The following is a 22,264-nucleotide window of genomic DNA, read 5'->3' on the forward strand; positions in this document are numbered from 1 at the left end:
TTCAGAGCAGCCGATACGGTAAAATCCCGCGGCGGTCGTGATCGACCGCCAATCGGCTTTTCAGCGGGGGAACCGCCCGCTGCACACATTCAGCACGCTCACAGATGCGGCATGAAACACCGATCGGATCGAAGGCAGAACGCACTGCTATGTCGAGCCCATCGGCATAGACAAAATCCTGCGCATAGGCCACCTCGCAGCCCAGGGCGATGGCATAGCGGCGCTGGGGAGCGTTGAAGCCCCCTTCGCTCTTTGTCAGTTCTGTCGCAATGCAAAGGTAACGCGCGCCATCCGGCGTTTCAGCCAGTTGGCGAATGATCCGGCCCGGCATCTCGAATGCCTGATGCACGTTCCACAAGGGACACGCAGCACCGTAACGGGCAAATTGTAGCTTGGCTGCGCTATGCCGCTTTGTGATGTTTCCTGCCCTGTCTATGCGGGCAAAAAACACCGGCACACCCCGCTGACCGGAGCGCTGCAAGGTACTCAGACGATGCGCGACCTGCTCAAGGCTGGCCCCGAAGCGTGACGCCAGAAGTTCCAGATCGTGGCGCAGTTCTTTTGCTGCTGAAAGAAAGGTTTGATAGGGCAGCATGAGGGCCCCGGCAAAATAGTTGCGCAAGCCGATCTTGCAAATCTCGATTGCCTCGGCAGAGCGAAAATCCGCCCGCCTGGCAATCGCACTCACAAGCTCTTCCATCTCCAGTTCGGCAATCTGAAACGCGATCTGGAAATTACGGGTTGAAGCGGGCGAATAGGGATTGAGATAAAGCACCCGCGCCTGCGCGTCGAACCGGCGCAGAACCGCTTCTTCCGGCGCAGCCCGGGCAATATGCACACGGTGACGCTCCCCCATATACTGCGGCAGGGCCACGCCGATGTCGCGTCCCGGAATGCTCAACTCGCTCGCCAGCTTTTCTGCGGCAATATCGATCTCATGTACGTAATTGTCGATAAAATGAAAAAAGTCGCGCACCTCCTCATAAGGCGCAGGTTCGGCAGCCGACGGAGCGCGACCCAACTGGTTATCCAGACTTGCAAGCTGTTCACTGTTGCGGCGATAGGCTTGGTGGCAGGCGATCAGCGCATGCGCCAGCCCCGGCGCATTTTGCGTGATAAGCTTCAGCTCCTGCAGGTTCGGCTTGTAATTGTCGAAGACCGGATCGGCCAGCGCTTCGGAAACAGCGGATAGCAAACGATCGTCGTCCCCCAGGGAAATGGCACCGATGTCGATCTGGTAGTTTTCAGCCAGTGCCAGCAAGACCGCCGCCGAAACAGGCCGCTGATTATTCTCGATCTGATTGAGATAACTCGTTGAAATCCCAAGCCGTTCGGCGAAGCCCGACTGGGTTGCTCGATGCTGCTCCCGGATTTCACGTATCTTTCTGCCGATATAAAGTTTTCTTGGCGCCATTTTGCAAATTCGCATTTCGCTATTTGCAAATTTATAACTTACACAATCGCACCTTTTCAAGCTTTTCCAGAGCGCCTTCGGATTTTAAGCAGGAAGGAGAAAAAGACTATCTTTTCAGTTTCATAACACGCCTTCCGAAGGCCGCCCAAAAGTGGGGACTTTATGCAGGAACTTCTCGAACAGCTTGAATCCCGACGGGCGGAAGCCCGCCTCGGCGGCGGTCAGCGCCGCATCGACGCGCAACACGCCAAAGGCAAGCTCACTGCTCGCGAAAGGATCGAAGTGCTTCTCGACGATGGATCGTTCGAGGAGTTCGACATGTATGTCACCCATCGCTGCGTCGATTTCGGCATGGAAAAGCAGAAAGTCGCTGGCGACGGCGTGGTGACCGGCTGGGGCACGATCAATGGCCGTCAGGTCTATGTGTTCAGCCAGGATTTCACAGTTCTGGGCGGTTCCTTGTCTGAAACGCACGCGCAGAAGATTTGCAAGATCATGGATATGGCCATGAAGAATGGTGCGCCGGTCATTGGGCTCAACGATTCCGGTGGCGCGCGCATTCAAGAAGGTGTCGCATCGCTCGCAGGCTATGCCGACGTGTTCAAGCGCAACGTGGATGCTTCCGGCGTAGTTCCGCAAATTTCGGTCATCATGGGGCCATGCGCGGGCGGCGCGGTCTACTCGCCCGCCATGACCGACTTCATCTTCATGGTGCGGGATAGCTCCTATATGTTCGTGACTGGCCCCGACGTGGTCAAGACCGTCACAAATGAAATTGTCACCGCGGAAGAACTAGGCGGCGCCTCCACCCATACCCGAAAATCATCGGTGGCGGACGGCGCTTATGAAAACGATATCGAAGCGCTGGAACAGGTTCGCATTCTTTTCGATTTCCTGCCGCTCAACAATCGAGAAAAGCCGCCCGTGCGTCCGGTCTTCGATGACCCTGCGCGGCTCGAAATGCGGCTCGACACGCTGATCCCGGATAGCGCGACCAAGCCTTACGACATGAAAGAGCTTATCCACGCGCTGGCCGACGAAAGCGACTTCTTTGAAATTCAGGAAGCTTTTGCGAAGAACATCATCACCGGCTTCATCCGCATGGATGGGCAGACCATCGGTGTGGTTGCGAACCAGCCCATGGTTCTTGCCGGCTGCCTCGACATTGATTCATCGCGAAAGGCTGCTCGCTTCGTTCGCTTTTGCGATGCCTTCAATATCCCGATCCTGACCCTTGTCGATGTACCAGGCTTCTTGCCGGGCACAGCCCAGGAATATGGCGGGGTCATCAAGCACGGCGCAAAGCTGCTTTTTGCCTACGCCCAGGCGACCGTTCCCATGGTTACGCTTATTACCCGCAAGGCCTATGGTGGGGCTTATGATGTGATGGCCTCGAAACATATCGGCGCCGACATCAATTATGCCTGGCCCACGGCAGAAATCGCTGTAATGGGCGCCAAAGGCGCGACGGAAATCCTCTATCGTTCAGAACTGGGCGACATTGAGAAAATCGCCGCGCGCACGAAGGAATATGAAGAGCGTTTCGCCAATCCGTTCAAAGCTGCCGAACGCGGCTTCATCGACGAAGTCATCATGCCGCATTCATCGCGTCGCCGCATTGCACGGGCTTTTGCAAGCCTGCGCAACAAGAGCCAAAGCACGCCGTGGAAAAAGCACGACACCATTCCTCTTTGAGTAGATGCCCATGATCAAGAAAATTCTCATTGCCAATCGCGGCGAAATCGCTTGCCGGGTCATCAAGACGGCAAAGAAGATGGGCATCGCGACGGTTGCCGTTTATTCCGACGCCGACCGCAATGCGCTCCATGTCAAAATGGCCGATGAAGCAGTCCATATCGGACCAGCGCCGTCCAATCAGTCCTATATCGTCATTGATAAAATTCTGGCCGCCATCAAGGAAACCGGGGCCGATGCCGTGCATCCGGGCTACGGCTTCCTTTCGGAAAACCCGCGTTTTGCCGAAGCCCTGAAAGCCGCCAACGTCACTTTTATCGGCCCGCCGGTAAAAGCAATTGATGCCATGGGCGACAAGATCACCTCCAAGAAGCTTGCGGCCGAAGCCGGTGTTTCCACCGTGCCCGGGCATATGGGCTTGATCGAGGACGCAGACGAAGCCGTCAAAATCGCTGGCAGCATCGGCTATCCGGTGATGATCAAGGCTTCTGCTGGCGGTGGCGGCAAGGGCATGCGCATCGCATGGAACGACGATGAGGCTCGCGAAGGCTTCCAGCTTTCACGCAATGAGGCGAAATCCTCCTTCGGCGACGACCGCATGTTCATTGAAAAATTCGTCACCCAGCCACGCCATATCGAAATTCAGGTTCTGGGCGACCAGCACGGCAACGTCGTCTATCTGGGCGAACGTGAATGTTCGATTCAGCGCCGCAACCAGAAGGTCATCGAAGAAGCCCCCTCGCCGTTCCTGGATGAAGCCACCCGCAAAGCCATGGGTGAGCAGGCTGTGGCTTTGGCAAAAGCCGTTGGATATTTTTCGGCAGGCACGGTGGAATTCATTATCGATGGTAACCGGAACTTCTATTTCCTTGAAATGAATACGCGTTTGCAGGTCGAGCACCCGGTGACGGAACTCATCACCGGCATTGATCTCGTGGAAGAAATGATCCGCGTAGCATCCGGTGAAAAGCTCCGCTTCAGCCAGAGCGACGTGAAGCTGAACGGCTGGGCGATGGAAAGCCGCCTCTATGCCGAAGATCCCTATCGCAACTTCCTGCCTTCAATCGGCAGGCTGACCCGTTATCGACCGCCGGTCGAAGGCCGCAACTCGGATGGCACAATCGTTCGTAACGATACCGGCGTATTCGAGGGCGGGGAAATCTCGATGTATTATGACCCGATGATCGCAAAGCTCTGCACGTGGGGGCCGGACCGCGCCAGCGCTGTCGACGCGATGGGAGATGCGCTAGACGCATTCGAGGTTGAAGGCATCGGCCATAATCTGCCCTTCCTGTCGGCTGTGATGGATCATCCACGCTTCCGCGAAGGCGCGCTCACCACCGCATTCATTGCCGAGGAATACCCGGACGGCTTTACTGGTGTGCCCGTTTCGGAAGACGACGCACGCATACTTGCTGCGGTAGCCGCACAGATCAATCTGGCGATAGAACAACGCAACGCGCAAATCTCCGGGCGGCTTTCCAGCGACCAGCAATCGGTGGCCACCGACTGGGTAGCGACGCTCGGCGGCTTTGCCTTGCCGGTGCGTATCGCAGAAGGCGAAGGCGGGACAACAATCAATTTCGTGGATGGCGGCAGCCTGCCTGTTGCCAGTGACTGGCATCCCGGCAGTCATCTGGGCTCATTCACCGTTGGCAGCAAGCCGATTGCCATCAAGGTTTCACGCTCCGGAACTGGCTGGCGGCTTCGCTGGCGCGGCATGGACGTTGTTGCCCACGTTCGCAAGCCGCGCATAGCCGAACTTGCAAAGCTCATGCCCGTGAAACTCCCCCCGGACACCTCAAAGATGCTGCTCTGTCCGATGCCGGGCGTCATCACGTCCATCCTCGTCGGGCAAGGCGATACGGTCGAAGCCGGGCAGCCGCTCGCCACGGTAGAGGCCATGAAGATGGAAAACGTGCTGCGTGCCGAACGCCGTGCTACCGTAAAGCGCATCACAGCGGAAGCAGGTGCAAGCCTCGCTGTCGATGAGCTGATCATGGAATTCGAGTGAGGTTCGATATGAGCGAGCGCCCCACCACCCGCGCAGACTGGGAAACCTTGGCTGAAAAGGAATTGAAGCGGCCAGCAGACAGCTTGATCTGGCACACGCCCGAAGGGATTGACGTCAAACCGCTCTATACCGAAGACGACCTGAAAGGGATCGGTCATCTGGGCACCTTGCCTGGTTTCGAGCCTTTTGTTCGCGGCCCGCGTGCCACCATGTATGCGGGTCGTCCCTGGACAATCCGGCAATATGCGGGATTCTCGACGGCGGAAGAATCCAATGCATTCTATCGCAAGGCTCTCGCCGCCGGTCAGCAGGGCGTTTCGGTCGCCTTCGATCTCGCCACCCATCGCGGCTACGACAGTGATCACCCACGCGTGGAAGGCGATGTCGGCAAGGCTGGCGTGGCGATCGATTCCGTCGAGGACATGAAGATCCTTTTCGACGGCATTCCGCTTGAAAAAATCTCTGTTTCGATGACGATGAATGGCGCGGTGATCCCGATCCTCGCCAATTTCATCGTCGCGGGTGAGGAACAGGGCGTGCCGCGTGCGCAACTCTCCGGTACGATCCAGAACGACATTCTCAAGGAGTTCATGGTTCGCAATACCTATATCTATCCGCCGGAACCATCCATGCGGATTATTGCGGATATTATCGCCTATACGGCAACCGAAATGCCGAAATTCAACTCGATTTCCATTTCCGGGTACCACATGCAAGAGGCAGGCGCGACGCTGGTTCAGGAACTGGCCTTCACGCTTGCCGATGGGCGCGAATATGTACGCGCTGCGCTCAATAAGGGCTTGAATGTCGATGAATTTGCGGGGCGTTTATCCTTCTTTTTCGCCATTGGCATGAATTTCTTCATGGAAATTGCCAAGCTGCGCGCCGCGCGCCTGCTCTGGTCACGCATCATGAAGGAATTCGATCCGAAGAAGCCCGGCTCGCTGATGCTGCGCACACATTGCCAGACTTCCGGCGTTTCGCTTCAGGAACAGGACCCCTACAACAACATCGTCCGCACGGCCTTCGAAGCCATGTCGGCCGCATTGGGCGGAACGCAGTCTCTGCACACCAATTCCTTCGATGAAGCCATTGCTTTGCCAACGGAATTCTCCGCCCGCATTGCTCGCAACACGCAGCTCATCCTCCAGAATGAAACCGGCGTGACCAAAGTGGTCGATCCGTTGGCGGGGTCTTATTACATCGAAAACCTCACCAATGAGCTTGCCGAAAAGGCTTGGGCCTTGATTGAGGAGGTCGAGAAACTCGGTGGCATGACCAAGGCCGTCGAAAGCGGACTGCCTAAACGTCTCATCGAGGAAGCGGCCACCAAACGGCAAGCGGCAGTCGATAAGGGCGAGGAAGTCATTGTCGGCGTCAACAAATTTCGGCTGGAGCAGGAAGACGAAATCGACATTCTGGAGATCGACAATTCGGCCGTTCGCCAGTCGCAGATTGCGCGTCTCAACCGTATCAAGGAAACGCGCAACAAGGCAAAGGTCGAAGCCGCACTTGCAGAACTGCAAAGGGTCGCCGAGACCGGCGAAGGCAACCTCCTCGCTGCCGCAGTCGAAGCCTCTCGTGCGCGCGCCAGCGTCGGAGAAATTTCCGACGCCATGCGCCGCGCATTCGGCGATCACGCCGCCGTTCCGAAGGTCGTCAACAGAGTTTACGGCTCAGCCTATGAGAACGAACCGGAATATCAAACGCTGGTTGACCGGCTGGGCGATTTTTCAAAACAGATCGGTGAAAAGCCAAAGGTGATGGTAGCCAAGCTCGGCCAGGATGGCCATGATCGTGGCGCCAAAATTATTGCCTCGGCATTCGGTGATATAGGCTTCGAGGTGCTGGCTGGTCCGCTGTTCCAAACGCCCGACGAAGCCGCTGCCATGGCAATCAAGGCGAAGGTGCACGTTCTGGGAGTTTCATCGCTCGCAGCCGGTCACAAGACACTTCTGCCCCAGCTTGTGGACGCACTGCGCAAAAAAGGGGCGGAGAATATCATCGTGGTCTGCGGCGGTGTCGTTCCGCGTCAGGATTATCAGTATCTGTTCGATCATGGAGTGGCAGCGGTGTTTGGACCGGGCTCCAATGTGCTCGACTGCGCCCGTGCAGTGCTCGACCTGATGGAAGGTAAGCGCCGCAATCTTTGAGTATTATCAGTTAGATATATTGATTGCAGGACTCATTTTCTGAACTACTTCAGAAGCCGGGCGAACAGCCCGGCTTCTTGCTTGCAGCCATCTTTCAATCTTTCGGCCCGGTAAAACCTGCAATCGTTGAACCAGTTACGGAGACCGGATCGCTAGCGGGAAACGTGTCCTCCAAACCTTCATCTAGCTGGCGTTCGAGCTCAGCCCGATCGCCGGCACGGCGGGCGCTTGGACGCGTCACAAAACTGCCCGGCTCGATACCGCATTCCGTACATGCAACCCCAAGAGCCTCACCCAGCTTCATGGCAGCGCGCCGCAGTACTTCATCGCGTGCCAATTCTGCGTCTGTCTCATTCTCCACCTTGACAGTGATCTTCTCTTCGCCCTCGGTGACGAATTCCACCATATAGAGCTTGAAGCCCCCCACCGAGCTGATGCGGGTTTCAACAATTTCCATCGGCTAACCTCCGCGTTTTCTATGCAGGGGAAACGTTGAGCGGCGCGTGAAGGTTCCCTGCCTCATGCGATTGCGGAACCGCGCCCCTCCATTGAGCGTTTCATGTCAGCCATTTTGGAGGTTTAGATGTCACAGTTCTTCACAAAGCTCAGCGAAAAAGCTGCCGAACTTGCAGGTCATTACCTGGCGTTCGTCTTGGCGAGTTTGTTCATTATCATATGGGGCGTCACCGGCCCCCTGTTTAACTTCTCGGACACGTGGCAACTTGTGGTGAATACGTCGACCACCATAATCACATTTCTGATGGTCTTTCTTATCCAGAATGCGCAGAATCGCGAAGCGAGTGCGACCCAGGCCAAACTTGATGAAATCCTGACTATCGTCTCTACGACCAAGATCGAGACAATCGGTGCGGAACATCTGCCCCTCAATGAGTTGAAGCTGCTTTTACAACGGTTTGAAGAGCAAAGCGAAGCCGTCCACGCCGAGGAGCAGAAATGAGGAGCCTATCTTTCCATTCTGGCGGCCGCGCCTATATTCCACCGAGAAAATCCCATCGTTAGCAGAAAGGATGTCCCATGGCCGTCACCAGAAAGCAGGAAGCGCGTGCCCTCAATGCCGACGAAAAAGAACTGGTCGAAAAATCGCACCATCCTTTTTTGCAAAACGTTCCCGATGAAGAACTTGGCCATCTGGCGAAACTAGTCCGCGAACGCCGCAAGAAGGCCCGCGATCAGGCCCATCAGCGCAGGCGCGAAATGCGCGGAAAGGCAGCGGCTCGCGGAGCCACTCCTTCCAAGGCCGACGAAGGCTCGCATCTCAAAGTTTCCGTTTTGGCCATGGCAGTGCGTCGTATCAACACGGAAGTTGAACGTCGGCGCCGCATGGCGGCCAGTGCCCAATTGATTGCCAATGCCCGTAAAGCGCTCGCGGCCAAGGAAGCAAACGAAAAGAAGGGCAAGGACTTCAACACGCGCCACGCACTGCAAGGCATGCGTAACATTCCGAACGAAAAATACGACAGCCTCGTCCGTCCGGCGGAACGTGGGCGGTTACGGAAGGCTGCAAGCGTAGCGCAGGCCAAGAAGGATGCCCGCCAGAAGGAAGCGGATTAAGCACGTTTCTCGTTACAGCATTTCCAGCGCCGTCTTTCGGGACGGCGGCGAGATAGTCTGGTCCAGACGTTTCAAATGATCGTCGGAAAGCCGCAACTCAGCGGCTTTTCTGTTATCCCGGACATGATGCGGGTTGGACGACTTTGGAATTGCAATGACATTGCCGCTGCGCATCGTCCAGGCAAGCGCGACCGAAGCCGGGGTTCCGCCTGTCTCGCCTGCAATTTCGGCCAAGACTGGATCATCCAGCAATCGTCCCTGTTCAATTGGCGAATAAGCCATCAGCGGAATTTTTCGCTCTACACACCACGGCATCAGGTCGAATTCGGGTCCGCGCCGCGTCAAATTATAGAGTATCTGGTTCGTGGCGACCTCCATGCCGCTCGCGATACTGGCGAGTTCTTTCATGTCGTCCATGTCGAAATTGCTCACGCCCCAGCTCGCGATCTTGCCTGCATGTTTCAGGTGTTCGAAAGCCGCGACAGTCTCTTCCAGTGGATAGCGCCCACGCCAGTGCAGAAGGTAGAGATCGATACGCCCGGTACGGAGCCGCTTCAGGCTTCTTTCACAGGCCTTGATGGTACCCTTCCGTGACGCGTTGAACGGCAGCACCTTGCTGACGAGGAATACATCGTCCCGCCGACCTGAGACCGCTTCCCCGACCACGTCCTCCGCCTCGCCGTCTGCATACATTTCCGCCGTATCGATCAGCGTCATTCCCAGATCGATACCACTCCTCAGCGCTTCGATTTCATGGCGGCGTTGTGCGCTGTCCTCGCCCATATACCAGGTGCCCTGCCCGAGCGCCGGAACCGCCTGTCCCGATGGAAGAGTAATCCGTGGTATGGTTCCGGTCATGGCATTTCCCCTGTGAGACGATCATGGCCATGATCGTCACCTGGCCGCAAAATTCAAGACCTTGGGAGAGATCAGGCGAAATGCAGACCGAAGCCCTGCATGAGCCTGCGAATGGCGTAATCCGGATTCTCCGAGGTCACCACCGCCAGATCGTTGTGATGATGCAGTTCCTCGTCGACTCGACGCGGTTTCAGCAAAGAAACGGTACGCCGGGCAATCGCTTCGGCCGGATCGAGCCAATCAACCGGCCATGGCGCCAGGCGCCGAAACACATTGGCAAGAAACGGATAATGCGTACAAGCCAGAACAACAATGTCGGTCCGGTTGCCATCCTGTTCAATGAAACAGGGGGCAATCTGTTCCACGACCAGCGCTTCGTCGATCGTCTCACCACGAATATGCGCTTCCGCTACTGCCGCAAGCTGGTCAGCACCGACGAGACGAACATGGCACTGGGAAGCAAAGGATTGAATGAGATCGCGCGTATAGGCCCGCCTGACGGTGCCGGGGGTGGCCAGCACGGAAACAAGGCCTGACGAGGTTCTTTCGGCGGCTGGCTTGATCGCCGGTACGGTTCCCACGAATGGCACCGCAGGATAGGCGTTCCGTAAGTCGTCCAACACCAGCGTGGAGGCGGTATTGCAGGCGATGACCGCAATTTCAGGATCATAGTCGGCAATGAGCTTGCCAAACAGTTGGACTATTCTCGCCCTCAACGCATCCTCTTCCCATCCGCCATAGGGAAATCCGGCATCGTCCGCGACATAGACGAAACGGCGATCCGGCATCAGCACCCGCGCTTCCCGCAAGACCGTCAGCCCTCCAATGCCGCTGTCGAAAACCAGAATCGGTCTTTCGGCGTCGGCGGAAGGCGCGGCAGAGAAGCTCACAGCGGGTGCGTTTTTCATTCGTCCTTGACCTTTGTTGCCGGAGCCTCGGTCGCGGGCTTGCGCGCACGCCCATCCGGAGCACCCGAACCACGCGGCTTTTTCGGCGAGAACACATCGAGCGACGTGATGACGCCGCGCAGAAGTTTCAGCTCTGCTGATGCGAAACCGGCGCGGGTCAGCACTGCCCGCAGATTATTGACCATGATTTCCTTGCGGGCTTCCGGACGGAAATAGCCACGCACATCAAGGGCTTCTTCGAGATGGTTGAAGAGTCCCTGCAATTCCTGCTTCGGCGCCAGCTCAAGTTCCGGCCCACGGAATACCGTCTCCGTTTCGTTCTCAAGACCCGATTTCATCCACTCATAGGACATGAGCAGGACAGCTTGCGCGATATTCAGCGATGCAAAGGCTGGATTGACCGGGAATGTCACCAGTTCGTCCGCAAGTCCCACTTCCTCGTTGCTGAGGCCGAAGCGCTCACGGCCGAACAGGATACCTGTTTTTTCGCCAGTTCTAAAACGACGGCGCAACTCACCACCGGCTTCCACGGCGCTGCGAACCTGCTTGAAACCGTCGCGTTCGCGAGCCGTCGTTGCATAGACGAAATTGAGATCAGCGATAGCGGAAGGCAGGTCGTCATAAACCACAGCATTGTCGATCACATGATCGGCCTTGCTCGCTGCGGCCCTCGCCTTCTCGCTCGGGAATTCCTCGCGGGGATTGACCAGACGCAGTTCTGCCAGTCCGAAATTGGCCATGGCGCGCGCCACCATGCCGATATTCTCCGGCAATTGCGGTTCTACCAGAACGATTGCTGGTCCTTCCGCGAGTATGGGGCGCTGTTTATCTGTTCCTGCCATGATGTTTTCCGCTGTGCTATAAAATCGTGGCGCTTCCCTGACATAATTGACGCTGAATCGCAAAGATTCCCCTTACATGTCCGGGTGAAAAGCCTGTGTAGTAGCCCGATAACACCTATCTTCCGCCCATTTGTGCCAGACTGTCGCCACCAGATACAGGATCAAGGGAGGAAACTATGTCGGGTAAGAAAATGCTGATGCTTTGCGGCGACTTCGGTGAGGACTATGAAACTATGGTCCCGTTCCAGACGTTGCTGACTGTTGGCCATACGGTTCATGCGGTCTGCCCTGGCAAGAAAGCCGGGGACCATATCGCGACAGCCATTCATGATTTTGAGGGCCACCAGACCTATACGGAAAAGCCGGGCCATAACTTCACCCTCAATGCAACCTTCTCCGAAGTGAAACCGGATAGCTATGACGCGCTTGTCATTCCCGGTGGCCGGGCGCCGGAATATCTGCGTCTCGACGACAAGGTTATCGCCGTGGTGAGACATTTCTTCGAGGCGAACAAGCCCGTTGCAGCGGTCTGCCACGGCGCACAACTGCTCGCCGCAGCGCGCGTTCTGGAAGGCCGCACCTGTTCGGCCTATCCGGCTTGCCGGCCGGAAGTCGAACTCGCCGGCGGCACCTATGCCGATATTCCGGTCGATCAGGCCGTTACGGATGGCAATCTCGTCACCTCGCCTGCGTGGCCTGCCCATCCGGCCTGGCTGGCACAGTTCCTCACAGTCCTCGGCACCAGGATCACCCACAGCTGATCGCGCTGCCCCGCCCGTACCCGACACGGTTGCAGGCGGGGTAAAACTGCGCGACAGTAAGTCTGGGAGAATGATCCGGAGGAAACCATGTGCAGGCTGTTCATCGGCGCCAATCCTGAACTCTGGCTGAGCGTGACGCGATCGCTGCGCATAGACGGCGTTGTAACAAGCGTTCGCCTTGAAAATTTCTTTTGGTGGGCCTTGGAAGATATTGCGGCGCGCGATGATCTCACTGTCAGTCGCCTCATTGGCAAACTTTATGATGAATCCCGGAATGAAGGCCACGACCTCGATAATTTCGCCTCATTCCTGCGGGTCTGTAGCGGTCGATATCTTTCGCTGCAGCTGAATGGTCTCGTACCCACAGACAGGGCAACTGCCATCTCCACGCTGGATGCGGACGCCATTCTGGCAAGTGAAGAGAAAAACTATCGCCAGCAGCAATCATCTTGGGAGAAGTCTCGCGATAACGACAGGTCGGCTCACCGCGCTGCATGATCGGGTTTGCCTGAAAGACGTTTCGCGCATTTCGCAAAATCTCTCCCGAATTTTTGACCATTCAGATGGTCTATAGGCCAAAGAATAAGCCTCTTACGCTTTGCCTTATTCGCCGTGAGTGCTATACGGGCGCGACGCATTGAAAAAGAGGCTTCATCCATGGCAAAAATCAAGGTTGCGAACCCGGTCGTCGAACTCGACGGCGACGAGATGACCCGCATTATCTGGCAGTTCATCAAGGACAAGCTTATCCATCCTTACCTCGACATCGATCTGAAATATTACGATCTGTCGGTTGAGAACCGCGATGCGACCAACGATCAGGTCACCATCGATGCAGCCAATGCCATCAAGGAACATGGCGTCGGCGTGAAGTGCGCAACCATCACGCCTGACGAAGCGCGCGTTGAAGAATTCAAGCTCAAGAAAATGTGGAAGTCGCCAAACGGCACCATCCGCAACATTCTGGGCGGCGTGATCTTCCGCGAGCCGATCATCTGCAAGAACGTACCGCGTCTGGTGCCGGGTTGGACCCAGCCGATCATCGTTGGCCGCCACGCATTCGGCGACCAGTACCGCGCGACGGATTTCAAGTTCCCCGGCAAAGGCACGCTGACGATCAAGTTCGTTGGTGAAGATGGTGAAACCATCGAACACGAAGTCTATCAGGCTCCTTCGGCTGGCGTGGCTCTTGCCATGTACAACCTCGACGAATCGATCCGCGAGTTCGCCCGCGCTTCGTTCAACTATGGCCTGCAGCGCGGCTATCCGGTCTATCTCTCCACGAAGAACACCATCCTGAAAGCCTATGACGGCCGCTTCAAGGATATCTTCCAGGAAGTCTTCGACGCAGAATTCAAGTCGAAGTTCGAAGAAAAGAAGATCTGGTACGAACACCGCCTCATCGACGACATGGTCGCTTCGGCACTCAAGTGGTCGGGCGGCTACGTCTGGGCATGTAAGAACTATGATGGCGACGTTCAGTCGGACATCGTGGCACAGGGCTTCGGCTCGCTCGGCCTGATGACCTCCGTTCTGATGACGCCGGATGGCAAGACCGTTGAAGCTGAAGCTGCCCACGGCACCGTCACCCGTCACTACCGCCAGCATCAGAAGGGCGAGGAAACCTCGACCAACTCGATCGCTTCGATCTTCGCATGGACCCGCGGTCTTGCCCACCGTGCCAAGCTTGACGACAATGCCGAGCTGAAGCGTTTTGCCGACACGTTGGAAAAGGTCTGCGTGGACACCGTTGAAAGCGGCTTCATGACCAAGGATCTGGCGCTGCTCATCGGTCCGGATCAGCCTTGGCTTTCCACCACGGGTTTCCTCGACAAGATCGATGAAAACCTCAAGAAGGCAATGGCCGCCTGATCGGGTATTCGACCAATTCTCGATATGCAGAACCTGGCAGCGTCGCTGCCGGGTTTTTTCATTTCCTTTTCAAGGGAAAAAGCGCATCCTGCCACCTTTTACAGGGAGGATGAAATGGCTGAGTTGAAGCTCTATACCAACCCGATGTCGCGCGGACGTATCGCGCGCTGGATGCTGGAAGAGATCGGCAAACCCTACGATGTGGAAATACTGGATTTCGGCCCGCCGATGAAAGGCCCTGACTACTGCACGATCAACCCCATGGGAAAAGTGCCGGCCCTGCGTCACGGCGATGCGGTGGTAACGGAAGTGGCGGCGATCTGCGCTTATCTCGCAACGACATTTCCCGAAGCCGGTCTGGCGCCGCATCCGAATGAGCGTGCAAATTTCTTCCGCTGGCTGTTCTTTACGTCCGGCCCCGTCGAAGCTGCACTTTCCAACCATGCGCTCGGCGTTGAAATCCCCGTCGACAAGCAGGGAATGGTCGGCTACGGCAATTACGACACAGTGGTCAACACTTTGGAGAAAGCCGTCTCACAGCATCCATATATCACCGGCGACCGTTTCACCGCAGCTGACGTTTACGTCGGTTCACACGTAGGATGGGGCTTGCGCTTCGGCACGCTGCCCGCCCGGGGAGCATTTGTGGCCTATTGGGACCGGTTGAAGGATCGCCCAGCGATGAAACGAGCCACTGAACTGGACGAAGCTGCCGCTGCCGCCACACAACATTAATACTGAATCGCTGGCTGTTCAGGTCACGTGATCTGGCCAGCCAGTTCAAATGTCCGCGAAAATGCCTGCGATCCTTTGGGCGAGAAAGCAATGACCCGCCCCGCTTCGCGACGTGCCCACCCTTGCGAAATAAAATGGTTCAGGAGCGCCGCGCCCAGTGCTCCGCCAAGATGGTTGCGGCGTTCGCTCCAGTCGAGGCAATGGCGGCAGACCGGACGCTTGCCCTGCTCCAGGGTGGTGACATTCACACCAAGACAGTTGAAAAACGATTTGCCCTTCTCGGTCAGCATCGGCTCGCCATCGTCGGCAATGAGACCAAGTCTATGCGACGCATCGAGCATCTCGACGCCACGTTCACCCGCCAGATGATCGTAGCAGATGCGCGCCTTGCGTAACGCCTGATCTTTCGGGCCGGTCCGCACCCGCACGGCGCCGGTGCGTTGCGCGAGTCCCATTAGTCCTTCCAGAACCTGCGCAACATCCGTTCCTGAAAGGCGGAAATAGCGATGCCGTCCCTGCTTCTCCGCAACCAGCAGATTAGCAGCATCAAGTTTTGCAAGGTGCCCGCTGGCCGTTTGCAATGTCACACCTGCCGCAGACGCAAGCTCACTGACTGTCAGTGCGCGGCCGTCCATCAGCGCCGTGAGCATGTTTGCACGCGCAGGGTCACCAAGCAGTGCGGCAACGGAAGCTATGATCGGACCATCCTTCATACTTCGATGCTAGCCGAACTATAGAGATAATTCAATTGCTACATTGTCAGCATCGAAGACAGGCATTTGAAGGAGACACGCATGATTACCTGTTTCATCCGCTATCAGATCGACCCGTTCAAGGCGGATGCCTTTGCTGAATATGCACGCAACTGGGGACAGGCGATTCCGCGATGCGGCGCCAATCTCATTGGGTATTTCGGACCACATGAGGGTTCGTCAACGACAGCATATGGCGTCTATTCAATCGAAAATCTTGCCGCTTACGAAGCCTACCGAGCTCGGCTTGCTTCCGATCCACTGGGACGCGAGAATTATGAATTTGCGCGCCGGGAGCAATTCATCCGGTCAGAGGATCGCATCTTCCTGAAACTTCAATCCGCACCGCATGGGGAGTTTATCAAGCCATGATTGCAGTCATATTCGAAGTCTGGCCGGCTGATGAGGCCAGGCGCGGCCAATATCTCGATATTGCAGCAAGCCTGCGCGACGATCTTTCCAGAATCGACGGCTTCCTGTCGATAGAGCGTTTTCAAAGCCTTGCCGATCCGGACAAGTTGCTCTCGCTTTCGTTCTGGCGCGACGAAGAAGCCGTGCGCGAATGGCGCAACTTGCCGTCCCACCGACTGGCACAGGGACAGGGCCGCAAGGTCGTTTTCGAGAACTATCGCTTACGTGTGGCCAACGTCATGCGCGATTATGGCCTCGATGATCGTATCGAGGTCCCCGAAGACAGCCGTTCAGCGCATGCTGCATAAGGAAAAGCCGGGCACTGCCCGGCTTCTCTATTTCTGTTTTCGGCCCTAACCGATCAGCGCCTTGACCGCAGCGATTGCATCAGCCGCTTTTGCACCATCCGGGCCACCGGCCTGGGCCATATCCGGGCGACCGCCGCCGCCTGCACCGCCAAGGGCTGCGGAAGCGGCCCGAACCAGATCGACCGCGCTGAACCGACCAAGCAGATCTTCCGTGACCGCCGCTACTGCGCTGGCTTTGTCGTCTTCGCCGACACCAATAAACAGCACGACGCCGGAACCGACCTGCTTCTTGCCTTCATCAGCAAGCGGCTTCAGATCACGCGGAGAAACGCCGGTAACAATCTTGCCGAGGAAATTGACGCCATTCACGGCTTCAACTGCACTGCCCCCGTCCGCCGAGCCGCCGCCAAGTGCAAGCTTCTTGCGGGCATCAGCAAGTTCACGCTCCAGCTTCTTGCGTTCATCGAGCAGTGCGTTGACCCGTTCCAGCACTTCAGACGGTGTCGTCTTCAATGCACCGGCGATGGCCTTTACGCGTTCGTCCTGCTCTTCGAGATAGAGGCGTGCAGCCTCACCCGTCAGCGCTTCCATGCGGCGAACGCCAGCGGCGACCGCGCCTTCGGAAACGATACGCACGAGGCCTATATCGCCGGTCTGGCGCACATGCGTGCCGCCACAAAGCTCAACCGAATAGGCTTTGCCTTCCTTCGAGCCGTGTTTGGCGGTGCCCATGGAAACAACGCGCACTTCGTCGCCATATTTCTCACCGAACAGCGCCATGGCGCCTTCGGCAATGGCATCGTCAACGGCCATCAGACGCGTACTGACAGGAGCGTTCTGCAAAATGATCTCGTTGGCAAGGCTTTCAACCTTCGCCAGTTCTTCGGCAGAAATCGGTTTGGGATGCGAGAAATCGAAGCGCAGGCGATCCGGCGCGACGAGGGAACCCTTTTGGGCGACATGGCTGCCGAGCGTTTCACGCAGGGCCTCATGCAGAAGATGCGTTGCCGAATGGTTGGAACGGATACGCGTGCGGCGCGCCGAATCCACTTTCAATTCAACCGCATCGCCGGTCTTGACCGTGCCCGTGGCAACTTCGCCGATGTGAACGAAGACGCCCTCGCCCTTCTTCTGCGTATCCTTGATGGTGATGACAAAACCCTCACCGGAAATCGTGCCGGTATCGCCCTGCTGGCCACCGGATTCTCCGTAGAACGGTGTCTGGTTGACCACCACCGAAACAACCTCGCCTTCAGAAGCCGACTGCACTTCAGCACCGTCGCGCACCAGGGCAGCCACGACACCTTCCGCGCTTTCAGTTTCATAACCGAGGAATTCAGTCGCACCGACCTTATCCTTGATACCGAACCAGATCGTTTCGGTTGCAGCTTCACCGGAACCAGCCCAATTGGCCCGTGCCTCGGCCTTCTGGCGTTCCATGGCCGCGCTGAAACCGTCCGTATCCACGGCAATGCCACGCTGGCGCAGCGCATCCTGCGTCAGATCAAGCGGGAAACCATAGGTGTCGTAAAGCTTGAAAGCAGTTTCACCGTCGAGGCGATCACCTTCAACTAGATTTTCAGTTGCGTCCGACAAAAGGCCAAGCCCGCGATCCAGCGTCTTGCGGAAGCGGGTTTCTTCGAGCTTGAGCGTTTCCGAAATAAGAGCCTCAGCGCGGATCAATTCCGGATAAGCCTGTCCCATTTCGCGGATCAGGGCGGGCAGCAGACGCCACATGAGCGGCTCTTTCGCGCCCAGAAGCTGGGCATGGCGCATCGCGCGGCGCATGATGCGACGCAGCACATAACCACGGCCTTCATTGGATGGCAGAACGCCATCGGCGATCAGGAAGCTCGACGCGCGCAGATGGTCGGCGATCACGCGGTGGCTGGCACGGAATTCGCCGTCAGCCTTCACGCCGGTAGCCTCTTCCGAAGCGCGGATCAATGCCTTGAAGAGATCGATATCGTAATTGTCATGCACACCCTGCAGAACGGCTGCAACACGCTCAAGCCCCATGCCGGTATCGATGGACGGACGCGGCAGATCAATACGCTGTTCAGGCGTGATCTGCTCGAACTGCATGAAAACGAGGTTCCAGATCTCAATGAAACGATCGCCGTCTTCGTCAGCCGATCCGGGAGGTCCACCCCAGATATGGTCGCCATGGTCGAAGAAGATTTCCGAACATGGACCGCAGGGCCCGGTGTCGCCCATGGCCCAGAAATTATCGCTGGTGGCGATGCGGATAATACGGTCGTCGGAAAGACCGGCGATCTTCTTCCAGTAATTCGCTGCGTCGTCGTCCGTATGATAAACGGTGACAAGGAGTTTGTCCTTCGGAAGACCGAATTCCTTGGTGATCAGGTTCCAGGCGAAGCTGATGGCTTCGTCTTTGAAATAGTCGCCGAACGAGAAATTGCCCAGCATTTCAAAGAAAGTATGGTGACGCGCCGTATAGCCGACATTGTCCAGATCGTTGTGCTTCCCGCCGGCGCGAACGCATTTCTGTGACGTCGTGGCGCGATTATAGGAGCGATGTTCGAGGCCGGTAAAGACATTCTTGAACTGCACCATCCCCGCATTAGTGAACATGAGCGTCGGATCGTTACGCGGAACGAGCGGGCTCGATGGAACGACCTCATGTCCGTTCTTGCGGAAATAATCGAGGAATGTGGACCTAATCTCGTTGACGCCAGCCATAAGTCACCTTTGGGCTTTACTGCCCTGCACGGATACAGCTTTGCAGAAAGCTGCATCGATTATCCTGTTCAAACTCGCACAGCCGCCAACCGTCATCGAAGGCCCGAGGCTCTCTCGCACTGCTAGGACGTGAAGTGGAGTTTTCGGTTGACCGCTTTTAACGGTGCGTTGCTTTTCTGTCCAGATAAGTACGCTGCGCCATAAAAGCAATTTCTGCTGAAAGACGTTAAAGCAGGCGCCTTTCATGCCGCAAGATTCTATCGCCCAAAAACAAGGCCCCGTGCGCATACACGGGGCCTTGGTAATTCAACCCGGACTGGCGATCCTACATTTCTGCGGCGTCGCCAGCGTCTTCTTCGGGTCCGCCATCTTCGAGAAACTGCTCGGCAATCAGTCCGGCATTCTGACGGAGTGTAGTTTCGATCTCGCGGGCCACTTCCGGGTTGTCCTTGAGATATTGCTTGGCGTTTTCACGGCCCTGCCCGAGCCGCTGGGAATTATAGGAGAACCACGCACCCGACTTTTCGACAACACCAGCCTTCACGCCAAGATCGACCAACTCACCGGTCTTGGAAACACCAGCCCCATACATGATGTCGAATTCGACCTGCTTGAAGGGCGGAGCAAGCTTGTTCTTGACGACCTTGACACGGGTCTGGTTGCCTACGACTTCATCACGTTCCTTGATCGAGCCGATACGGCGAATATCGAGACGAACCGAAGCATAAAACTTGAGAGCGTTACCGCCAGTCGTCGTTTCTGGCGAACCGAACATCACACCGATCTTCATGCGGATCTGGTTGATGAAGATCACCATGCAGTTGGAACGAGAGATAGACGCGGTAAGCTTGCGGAGCGCCTGGCTCATGAGACGTGCCTGAAGACCAGGCAGGGAGTCACCCATTTCACCTTCGATTTCGGCGCGAGGCGTCAAGGCAGCCACCGAGTCGACGACGAGAACGTCGATAGCGCCCGAACGCACGAGCGTATCGGTGATCTCAAGCGCCTGCTCGCCGGTATCCGGCTGCGAAATCAGCAGGTTTTCAAGATCAACGCCCAGCTTGCGGGCATAGACCGGATCGAGCGCATGTTCCGCATCGACGAATGCACAGATACCGCCCTTCTTCTGTGCCTCCGCGATCGTGTGCAGCGCCAGTGTCGTCTTACCGGAGCTTTCCGGGCCATAAATCTCGACAATACGTCCTTTAGGCAAGCCACCAACGCCGAGCGCGATGTCCAGCGAGAGCGATCCGGTCGATACTGTTTCGATCTCTACGACCTGATCGTTCTGGCCAAGGCGCATGATCGAGCCCTTGCCGAACGCCCTTTCAATCTGCGACAACGCCGCATCGAGAGCCTTAGTCTTGTCCACTGAATTTTCCTCAACAAGTCGCAATGAATTCTGAGACATCTTACACCATCCTCTTGTCTCGCTAGAAGCCCGGCAGGCTCGTTGCCACGATCTATTTGTATCTGTTTTGTTCTCATTTTGCAATGCCGTTAACCCATTGATTATAAACAATTCCGAAATTTTGTTCTTTAATCGTTCTCTAACATCAGTAATTACGAAAATAATCAAGCCATCCACCAATTAACTTGTTTCAAACCAAACCGCGGCCCCGACGATTCGCGAGAACAAACAAAAACGCAGCCCTTCTTGCGAAGGACTGCGTGATTGCAGTGACTGGTTTTGCGAAACGGAATCAGCTGGCAGCGCGGAGCGGCGAAATCTGGATTTCCACGCGGCGGTTCTGCGCGCGTCCTTCCGGTGTCGCATTGGTGGCAACCGGCTGGCTGGCTCCATAGCCGATGACGGCAAAACGACGTGGGTCGATGCCCTGCGAACCGAGATAGCTTGCAACCGAGGCGGCGCGGCGCTGCGACAAAGCCTGATTATGGCTGACGCTGCCCGTCGAATCGGTGTGGCCGTAGACGTCCACGAGCGTCTGATTGAACTTGCGCAGCACGATCGCGACCGAATTAAGCGTCGGATAGAACTGGCTTTTCACCTGATCTTGATCCGTATCGAAGGTGATGCTCGAAGGCATGTTCAGGATGATCTGGTCGCCATTACGGGTTACGGAAACGCCCGTGCCCTGCAACTGCGCGCGGAGCTCGTTTTCTTGGCGATCCATGTAATTGCCGATTGCACCACCACCGAGCGCACCGATACCGGCGCCGATCAGCACGGCATTGCGCTGCGCACGGCTCGAACCGCCGACCATCAGGCCGCCGAGAGCACCCACAGCCGCGCCGATCGCAGCACCACCGGCAGTGTTCGACATCTTCTGTTCCCCGGTATAAGGATCAGTGGTGCAGCCTGCGAGAAATGTGGCGGCGAAAAGGGCAATACCGGTCTTTTTCAGCATGAAATGGTCATCCTCGATTAGCGAATCCGCTCGCATGATAGTAGCGATTAAGGCCGGATGGTGTTTTGGATACGAGATTGAATCCAGCCAGTCGCTTTTTAACTGAAGCCTCCGCAATTGCGCAACTGCGCGGCGTAACGATTGGCCATTGATTGGGCGCGTTTTGCGCCATTGAGCGCCGTTGCATTCCCCCGCCAGGCGCCGCGTGCATAACCGCCATGGCCGGAATAGTAGGCGAGATACAGGCTATAGGCATCCCCACGATTGATCCCGTTCTTCAGATAGCTCTGGTAGTGATACCATCCGATGAAGTGGACCGCGTCCGCAAAATTGGTGCGCGATGCCGTCCAGCGACCGGTTTCGCGCTTGTAGCGGTCCCAGGTGCCATTCAGCGCCTGCGAATAGCCGTAGGCGCTGGAAGCCCGCTTCCACGGGATGATCCAGAGAATCTTGGTGCGCGGCGGCCGCGCATAGGGCTGGAAGCCGGATTCCGTATAGATCGTCGCCATCAGAACAGGAACCGGAACGCCGAACTCGCGTGAAACCCGCGTAGCGGCCGTCTGCCAGTTATTGAACCAACCGTCGCGTTGATCGAAGACCGCGCATACATTGTTGACCTGCCGTGGGGCGGTCGCGCAGCCTCCAAGGATCACGAGCGCGACGAGAAACAAAACGCGCATCATGGAAAACCTCGTCTCTTTGCAAAGATTGATAAAGCGTAAAAATTAAGAAGACCTTTCTAACGAGAGGTTGCCCCCTACCCGCCGCTTCAAACCCCTGTGAGAAACAAACAAGAGCCGCATCCAATGCGGACGCGGCTCGAGCTGTGGACAAGTGTGGATAACTATGGGGATAGTTCATTTTCAAATGAATAAGACGGTTCCGCTGAAACCGGTC

21 protein-coding genes are annotated in these 22,264 nt (G+C 56.7%); 11 read left to right on the plus strand and 10 right to left on the minus strand.

All coding sequences use genetic code 11. The annotated features are described in order from the left end of the window. Window position 1: 1 nt before the first annotated feature. The gene (locus ACOWVS_RS16230; RefSeq protein WP_021585261.1) at window positions 2-1,414 is read right to left on the minus strand and encodes a helix-turn-helix domain-containing protein; all 1,413 of its coding nucleotides are present in this window, start codon (window positions 1,412-1,414) and stop codon (window positions 2-4) included. 162 nt (window positions 1,415-1,576) lie between these two features. On the opposite strand from ACOWVS_RS16230, the gene ACOWVS_RS16235 reads away from it, so the two are divergent. From ACOWVS_RS16235 to scpA, 3 genes are read left to right on the plus strand one after another with little or no spacing between them, the layout of a single operon-like run. After that, window positions 1,577-3,109: an acyl-CoA carboxylase subunit beta gene (locus ACOWVS_RS16235; RefSeq protein WP_021585262.1), complete on the plus strand. Its 1,533-nt coding sequence runs from the start codon at window positions 1,577-1,579 to the stop codon at window positions 3,107-3,109. 10 nt (window positions 3,110-3,119) lie between these two features. Further along, window positions 3,120-5,123, plus strand: a complete 2,004-nt coding sequence (locus tag ACOWVS_RS16240) for an acetyl-CoA carboxylase biotin carboxylase subunit (protein ID WP_075041956.1) — start codon at window positions 3,120-3,122, stop codon at window positions 5,121-5,123. 8 nt (window positions 5,124-5,131) lie between these two features. Further along, window positions 5,132-7,276 carry a methylmalonyl-CoA mutase gene (scpA, locus tag ACOWVS_RS16245; RefSeq protein ID WP_021585264.1) on the plus strand — a complete coding sequence of 715 codons (2,145 nt, stop codon included), beginning with the start codon at window positions 5,132-5,134 and terminating at the stop codon, window positions 7,274-7,276. Between the two features lie 94 nt (window positions 7,277-7,370). Here scpA and ACOWVS_RS16250 read toward each other — a convergent pair whose 3' ends face one another. Next, window positions 7,371-7,733, minus strand: a complete 363-nt coding sequence (locus ACOWVS_RS16250; protein WP_021585265.1) for a hypothetical protein — start codon at window positions 7,731-7,733, stop codon at window positions 7,371-7,373. Window positions 7,734-7,859: 126 nt separating this feature from the next. On the opposite strand from ACOWVS_RS16250, the gene ACOWVS_RS16255 reads away from it, so the two are divergent. Both ACOWVS_RS16255 and ACOWVS_RS16260 read left to right on the plus strand, forming a co-directional pair. Beyond that, window positions 7,860-8,234 (plus strand): low affinity iron permease family protein, encoded by a 375-nt coding sequence (locus tag ACOWVS_RS16255; RefSeq protein ID WP_021585266.1) that lies wholly within the window; start codon window positions 7,860-7,862, stop codon window positions 8,232-8,234. 77 nt (window positions 8,235-8,311) lie between these two features. Continuing rightward, window positions 8,312-8,848: a hypothetical protein gene (locus tag ACOWVS_RS16260; protein WP_021585267.1), complete on the plus strand. Its 537-nt coding sequence runs from the start codon at window positions 8,312-8,314 to the stop codon at window positions 8,846-8,848. A gap of 12 nt (window positions 8,849-8,860) precedes the next feature. Here the strand turns inward: ACOWVS_RS16260 and ACOWVS_RS16265 are convergent, their stop codons facing one another. The 3 genes from ACOWVS_RS16265 to ACOWVS_RS16275 form a co-directional block, all read right to left on the minus strand. Next, window positions 8,861-9,706 carry an aldo/keto reductase gene (locus ACOWVS_RS16265; RefSeq protein WP_075041957.1) on the minus strand — a complete coding sequence of 282 codons (846 nt, stop codon included), beginning with the start codon at window positions 9,704-9,706 and terminating at the stop codon, window positions 8,861-8,863. 71 nt (window positions 9,707-9,777) lie between these two features. Beyond that, a complete protein-coding gene (gene murI / locus ACOWVS_RS16270) occupies window positions 9,778-10,614 on the minus strand; it encodes a glutamate racemase (RefSeq protein ID WP_021585269.1) in 837 nt (278 codons plus the stop codon). Beyond that, a complete protein-coding gene (locus tag ACOWVS_RS16275) occupies window positions 10,611-11,456 on the minus strand; it encodes an RNA methyltransferase (protein ID WP_021585270.1) in 846 nt (281 codons plus the stop codon). Before ACOWVS_RS16275 ends, murI begins: the two co-directional genes overlap by 4 nt. Before the next feature lie 176 nt (window positions 11,457-11,632). Between ACOWVS_RS16275 and ACOWVS_RS16280 the strand changes: the two genes are divergently transcribed. The 4 genes from ACOWVS_RS16280 (at window position 11,633) to ACOWVS_RS16295 (ending at window position 14,824) form a co-directional block, all read left to right on the plus strand. Then, complete coding sequence (locus ACOWVS_RS16280; RefSeq protein ID WP_075041958.1) at window positions 11,633-12,217, plus strand: DJ-1/PfpI family protein; 585 nt, start codon at window positions 11,633-11,635, stop codon at window positions 12,215-12,217. 87 nt (window positions 12,218-12,304) lie between these two features. Further along, window positions 12,305-12,715, plus strand: coding sequence for a ribbon-helix-helix domain-containing protein (locus tag ACOWVS_RS16285; protein ID WP_021585272.1), 411 nt, complete (start codon window positions 12,305-12,307; stop codon window positions 12,713-12,715). A 159-nt stretch (window positions 12,716-12,874) separates the two neighbouring features. Continuing rightward, window positions 12,875-14,089, plus strand: coding sequence for an NADP-dependent isocitrate dehydrogenase (locus ACOWVS_RS16290; RefSeq protein ID WP_006471635.1), 1,215 nt, complete (start codon window positions 12,875-12,877; stop codon window positions 14,087-14,089). A gap of 114 nt (window positions 14,090-14,203) precedes the next feature. Next, window positions 14,204-14,824, plus strand: a complete 621-nt coding sequence (locus tag ACOWVS_RS16295; protein ID WP_025089489.1) for a glutathione S-transferase family protein — start codon at window positions 14,204-14,206, stop codon at window positions 14,822-14,824. Window positions 14,825-14,847: 23 nt separating this feature from the next. On the opposite strand, the gene ACOWVS_RS16300 is transcribed toward ACOWVS_RS16295, so the two are convergent. Then, window positions 14,848-15,537, minus strand: coding sequence for an ArsR/SmtB family transcription factor (locus ACOWVS_RS16300; RefSeq protein WP_021585274.1), 690 nt, complete (start codon window positions 15,535-15,537; stop codon window positions 14,848-14,850). Window positions 15,538-15,618: 81 nt separating this feature from the next. On the opposite strand from ACOWVS_RS16300, the gene ACOWVS_RS16305 reads away from it, so the two are divergent. Both ACOWVS_RS16305 and ACOWVS_RS16310 read left to right on the plus strand, forming a co-directional pair. Next, on the plus strand, window positions 15,619-15,948 hold the full coding sequence (locus ACOWVS_RS16305; protein WP_021585275.1) for an NIPSNAP family protein: 330 nt from the start codon (window positions 15,619-15,621) through the stop codon (window positions 15,946-15,948). Then, window positions 15,945-16,295, plus strand: a complete 351-nt coding sequence (locus ACOWVS_RS16310) for an antibiotic biosynthesis monooxygenase family protein (RefSeq protein WP_021585276.1) — start codon at window positions 15,945-15,947, stop codon at window positions 16,293-16,295. Before ACOWVS_RS16305 ends, ACOWVS_RS16310 begins: the two co-directional genes overlap by 4 nt. Before the next feature lie 45 nt (window positions 16,296-16,340). Here ACOWVS_RS16310 and alaS read toward each other — a convergent pair whose 3' ends face one another. The 4 genes from alaS to ACOWVS_RS16330 form a co-directional block, all read right to left on the minus strand. Further along, a complete protein-coding gene (alaS, locus tag ACOWVS_RS16315) occupies window positions 16,341-18,998 on the minus strand; it encodes an alanine--tRNA ligase (protein WP_021585277.1) in 2,658 nt (885 codons plus the stop codon). Window positions 18,999-19,323: 325 nt separating this feature from the next. After that, window positions 19,324-20,409 carry a recombinase RecA gene (gene recA, locus ACOWVS_RS16320; RefSeq protein ID WP_006471638.1) on the minus strand — a complete coding sequence of 362 codons (1,086 nt, stop codon included), beginning with the start codon at window positions 20,407-20,409 and terminating at the stop codon, window positions 19,324-19,326. 292 nt (window positions 20,410-20,701) lie between these two features. After that, on the minus strand, window positions 20,702-21,367 hold the full coding sequence (locus ACOWVS_RS16325) for an OmpA family protein (RefSeq protein ID WP_006471639.1): 666 nt from the start codon (window positions 21,365-21,367) through the stop codon (window positions 20,702-20,704). Between the two features lie 98 nt (window positions 21,368-21,465). Further along, window positions 21,466-22,050 carry a transglycosylase SLT domain-containing protein gene (locus ACOWVS_RS16330; RefSeq protein ID WP_006466997.1) on the minus strand — a complete coding sequence of 195 codons (585 nt, stop codon included), beginning with the start codon at window positions 22,048-22,050 and terminating at the stop codon, window positions 21,466-21,468. Window positions 22,051-22,264 lie beyond the last annotated feature (214 nt).

Origin of the sequence: Brucella sp. IR068 (assembly GCF_049065885.1) — a bacterium.
GTDB classification, from domain to species: domain Bacteria; phylum Pseudomonadota; class Alphaproteobacteria; order Rhizobiales; family Rhizobiaceae; genus Brucella; species Brucella intermedia.

Bases quoted from the DNA above. Each gene is read 5' to 3' on its own strand.
- ACOWVS_RS16230 (WP_021585261.1), bottom strand. From the start codon at position 1,414: ATGGCGCCAAGAAAACTTTATATCGGCAGAAAGATACGTGAAATCCGG.
- ACOWVS_RS16235 (WP_021585262.1), top strand. From the start codon at position 1,577: ATGCAGGAACTTCTCGAACAGCTTGAATCCCGACGGGCGGAAGCCCGC.
- ACOWVS_RS16240 (WP_075041956.1), top strand. From the start codon at position 3,120: ATGATCAAGAAAATTCTCATTGCCAATCGCGGCGAAATCGCTTGCCGG.
- scpA (WP_021585264.1), top strand. From the start codon at position 5,132: ATGAGCGAGCGCCCCACCACCCGCGCAGACTGGGAAACCTTGGCTGAA.
- ACOWVS_RS16250 (WP_021585265.1), bottom strand. From the start codon at position 7,733: ATGGAAATTGTTGAAACCCGCATCAGCTCGGTGGGGGGCTTCAAGCTC.
- ACOWVS_RS16255 (WP_021585266.1), top strand. From the start codon at position 7,860: ATGTCACAGTTCTTCACAAAGCTCAGCGAAAAAGCTGCCGAACTTGCA.
- ACOWVS_RS16260 (WP_021585267.1), top strand. From the start codon at position 8,312: ATGGCCGTCACCAGAAAGCAGGAAGCGCGTGCCCTCAATGCCGACGAA.
- ACOWVS_RS16265 (WP_075041957.1), bottom strand. From the start codon at position 9,706: ATGACCGGAACCATACCACGGATTACTCTTCCATCGGGACAGGCGGTT.
- murI (WP_021585269.1), bottom strand. From the start codon at position 10,614: ATGAAAAACGCACCCGCTGTGAGCTTCTCTGCCGCGCCTTCCGCCGAC.
- ACOWVS_RS16275 (WP_021585270.1), bottom strand. From the start codon at position 11,456: ATGGCAGGAACAGATAAACAGCGCCCCATACTCGCGGAAGGACCAGCA.
- ACOWVS_RS16280 (WP_075041958.1), top strand. From the start codon at position 11,633: ATGTCGGGTAAGAAAATGCTGATGCTTTGCGGCGACTTCGGTGAGGAC.
- ACOWVS_RS16285 (WP_021585272.1), top strand. From the start codon at position 12,305: ATGTGCAGGCTGTTCATCGGCGCCAATCCTGAACTCTGGCTGAGCGTG.
- ACOWVS_RS16290 (WP_006471635.1), top strand. From the start codon at position 12,875: ATGGCAAAAATCAAGGTTGCGAACCCGGTCGTCGAACTCGACGGCGAC.
- ACOWVS_RS16295 (WP_025089489.1), top strand. From the start codon at position 14,204: ATGGCTGAGTTGAAGCTCTATACCAACCCGATGTCGCGCGGACGTATC.
- ACOWVS_RS16300 (WP_021585274.1), bottom strand. From the start codon at position 15,537: ATGAAGGATGGTCCGATCATAGCTTCCGTTGCCGCACTGCTTGGTGAC.
- ACOWVS_RS16305 (WP_021585275.1), top strand. From the start codon at position 15,619: ATGATTACCTGTTTCATCCGCTATCAGATCGACCCGTTCAAGGCGGAT.
- ACOWVS_RS16310 (WP_021585276.1), top strand. From the start codon at position 15,945: ATGATTGCAGTCATATTCGAAGTCTGGCCGGCTGATGAGGCCAGGCGC.
- alaS (WP_021585277.1), bottom strand. From the start codon at position 18,998: ATGGCTGGCGTCAACGAGATTAGGTCCACATTCCTCGATTATTTCCGC.
- recA (WP_006471638.1), bottom strand. From the start codon at position 20,409: ATGTCTCAGAATTCATTGCGACTTGTTGAGGAAAATTCAGTGGACAAG.
- ACOWVS_RS16325 (WP_006471639.1), bottom strand. From the start codon at position 21,367: ATGCTGAAAAAGACCGGTATTGCCCTTTTCGCCGCCACATTTCTCGCA.
- ACOWVS_RS16330 (WP_006466997.1), bottom strand. From the start codon at position 22,050: ATGATGCGCGTTTTGTTTCTCGTCGCGCTCGTGATCCTTGGAGGCTGC.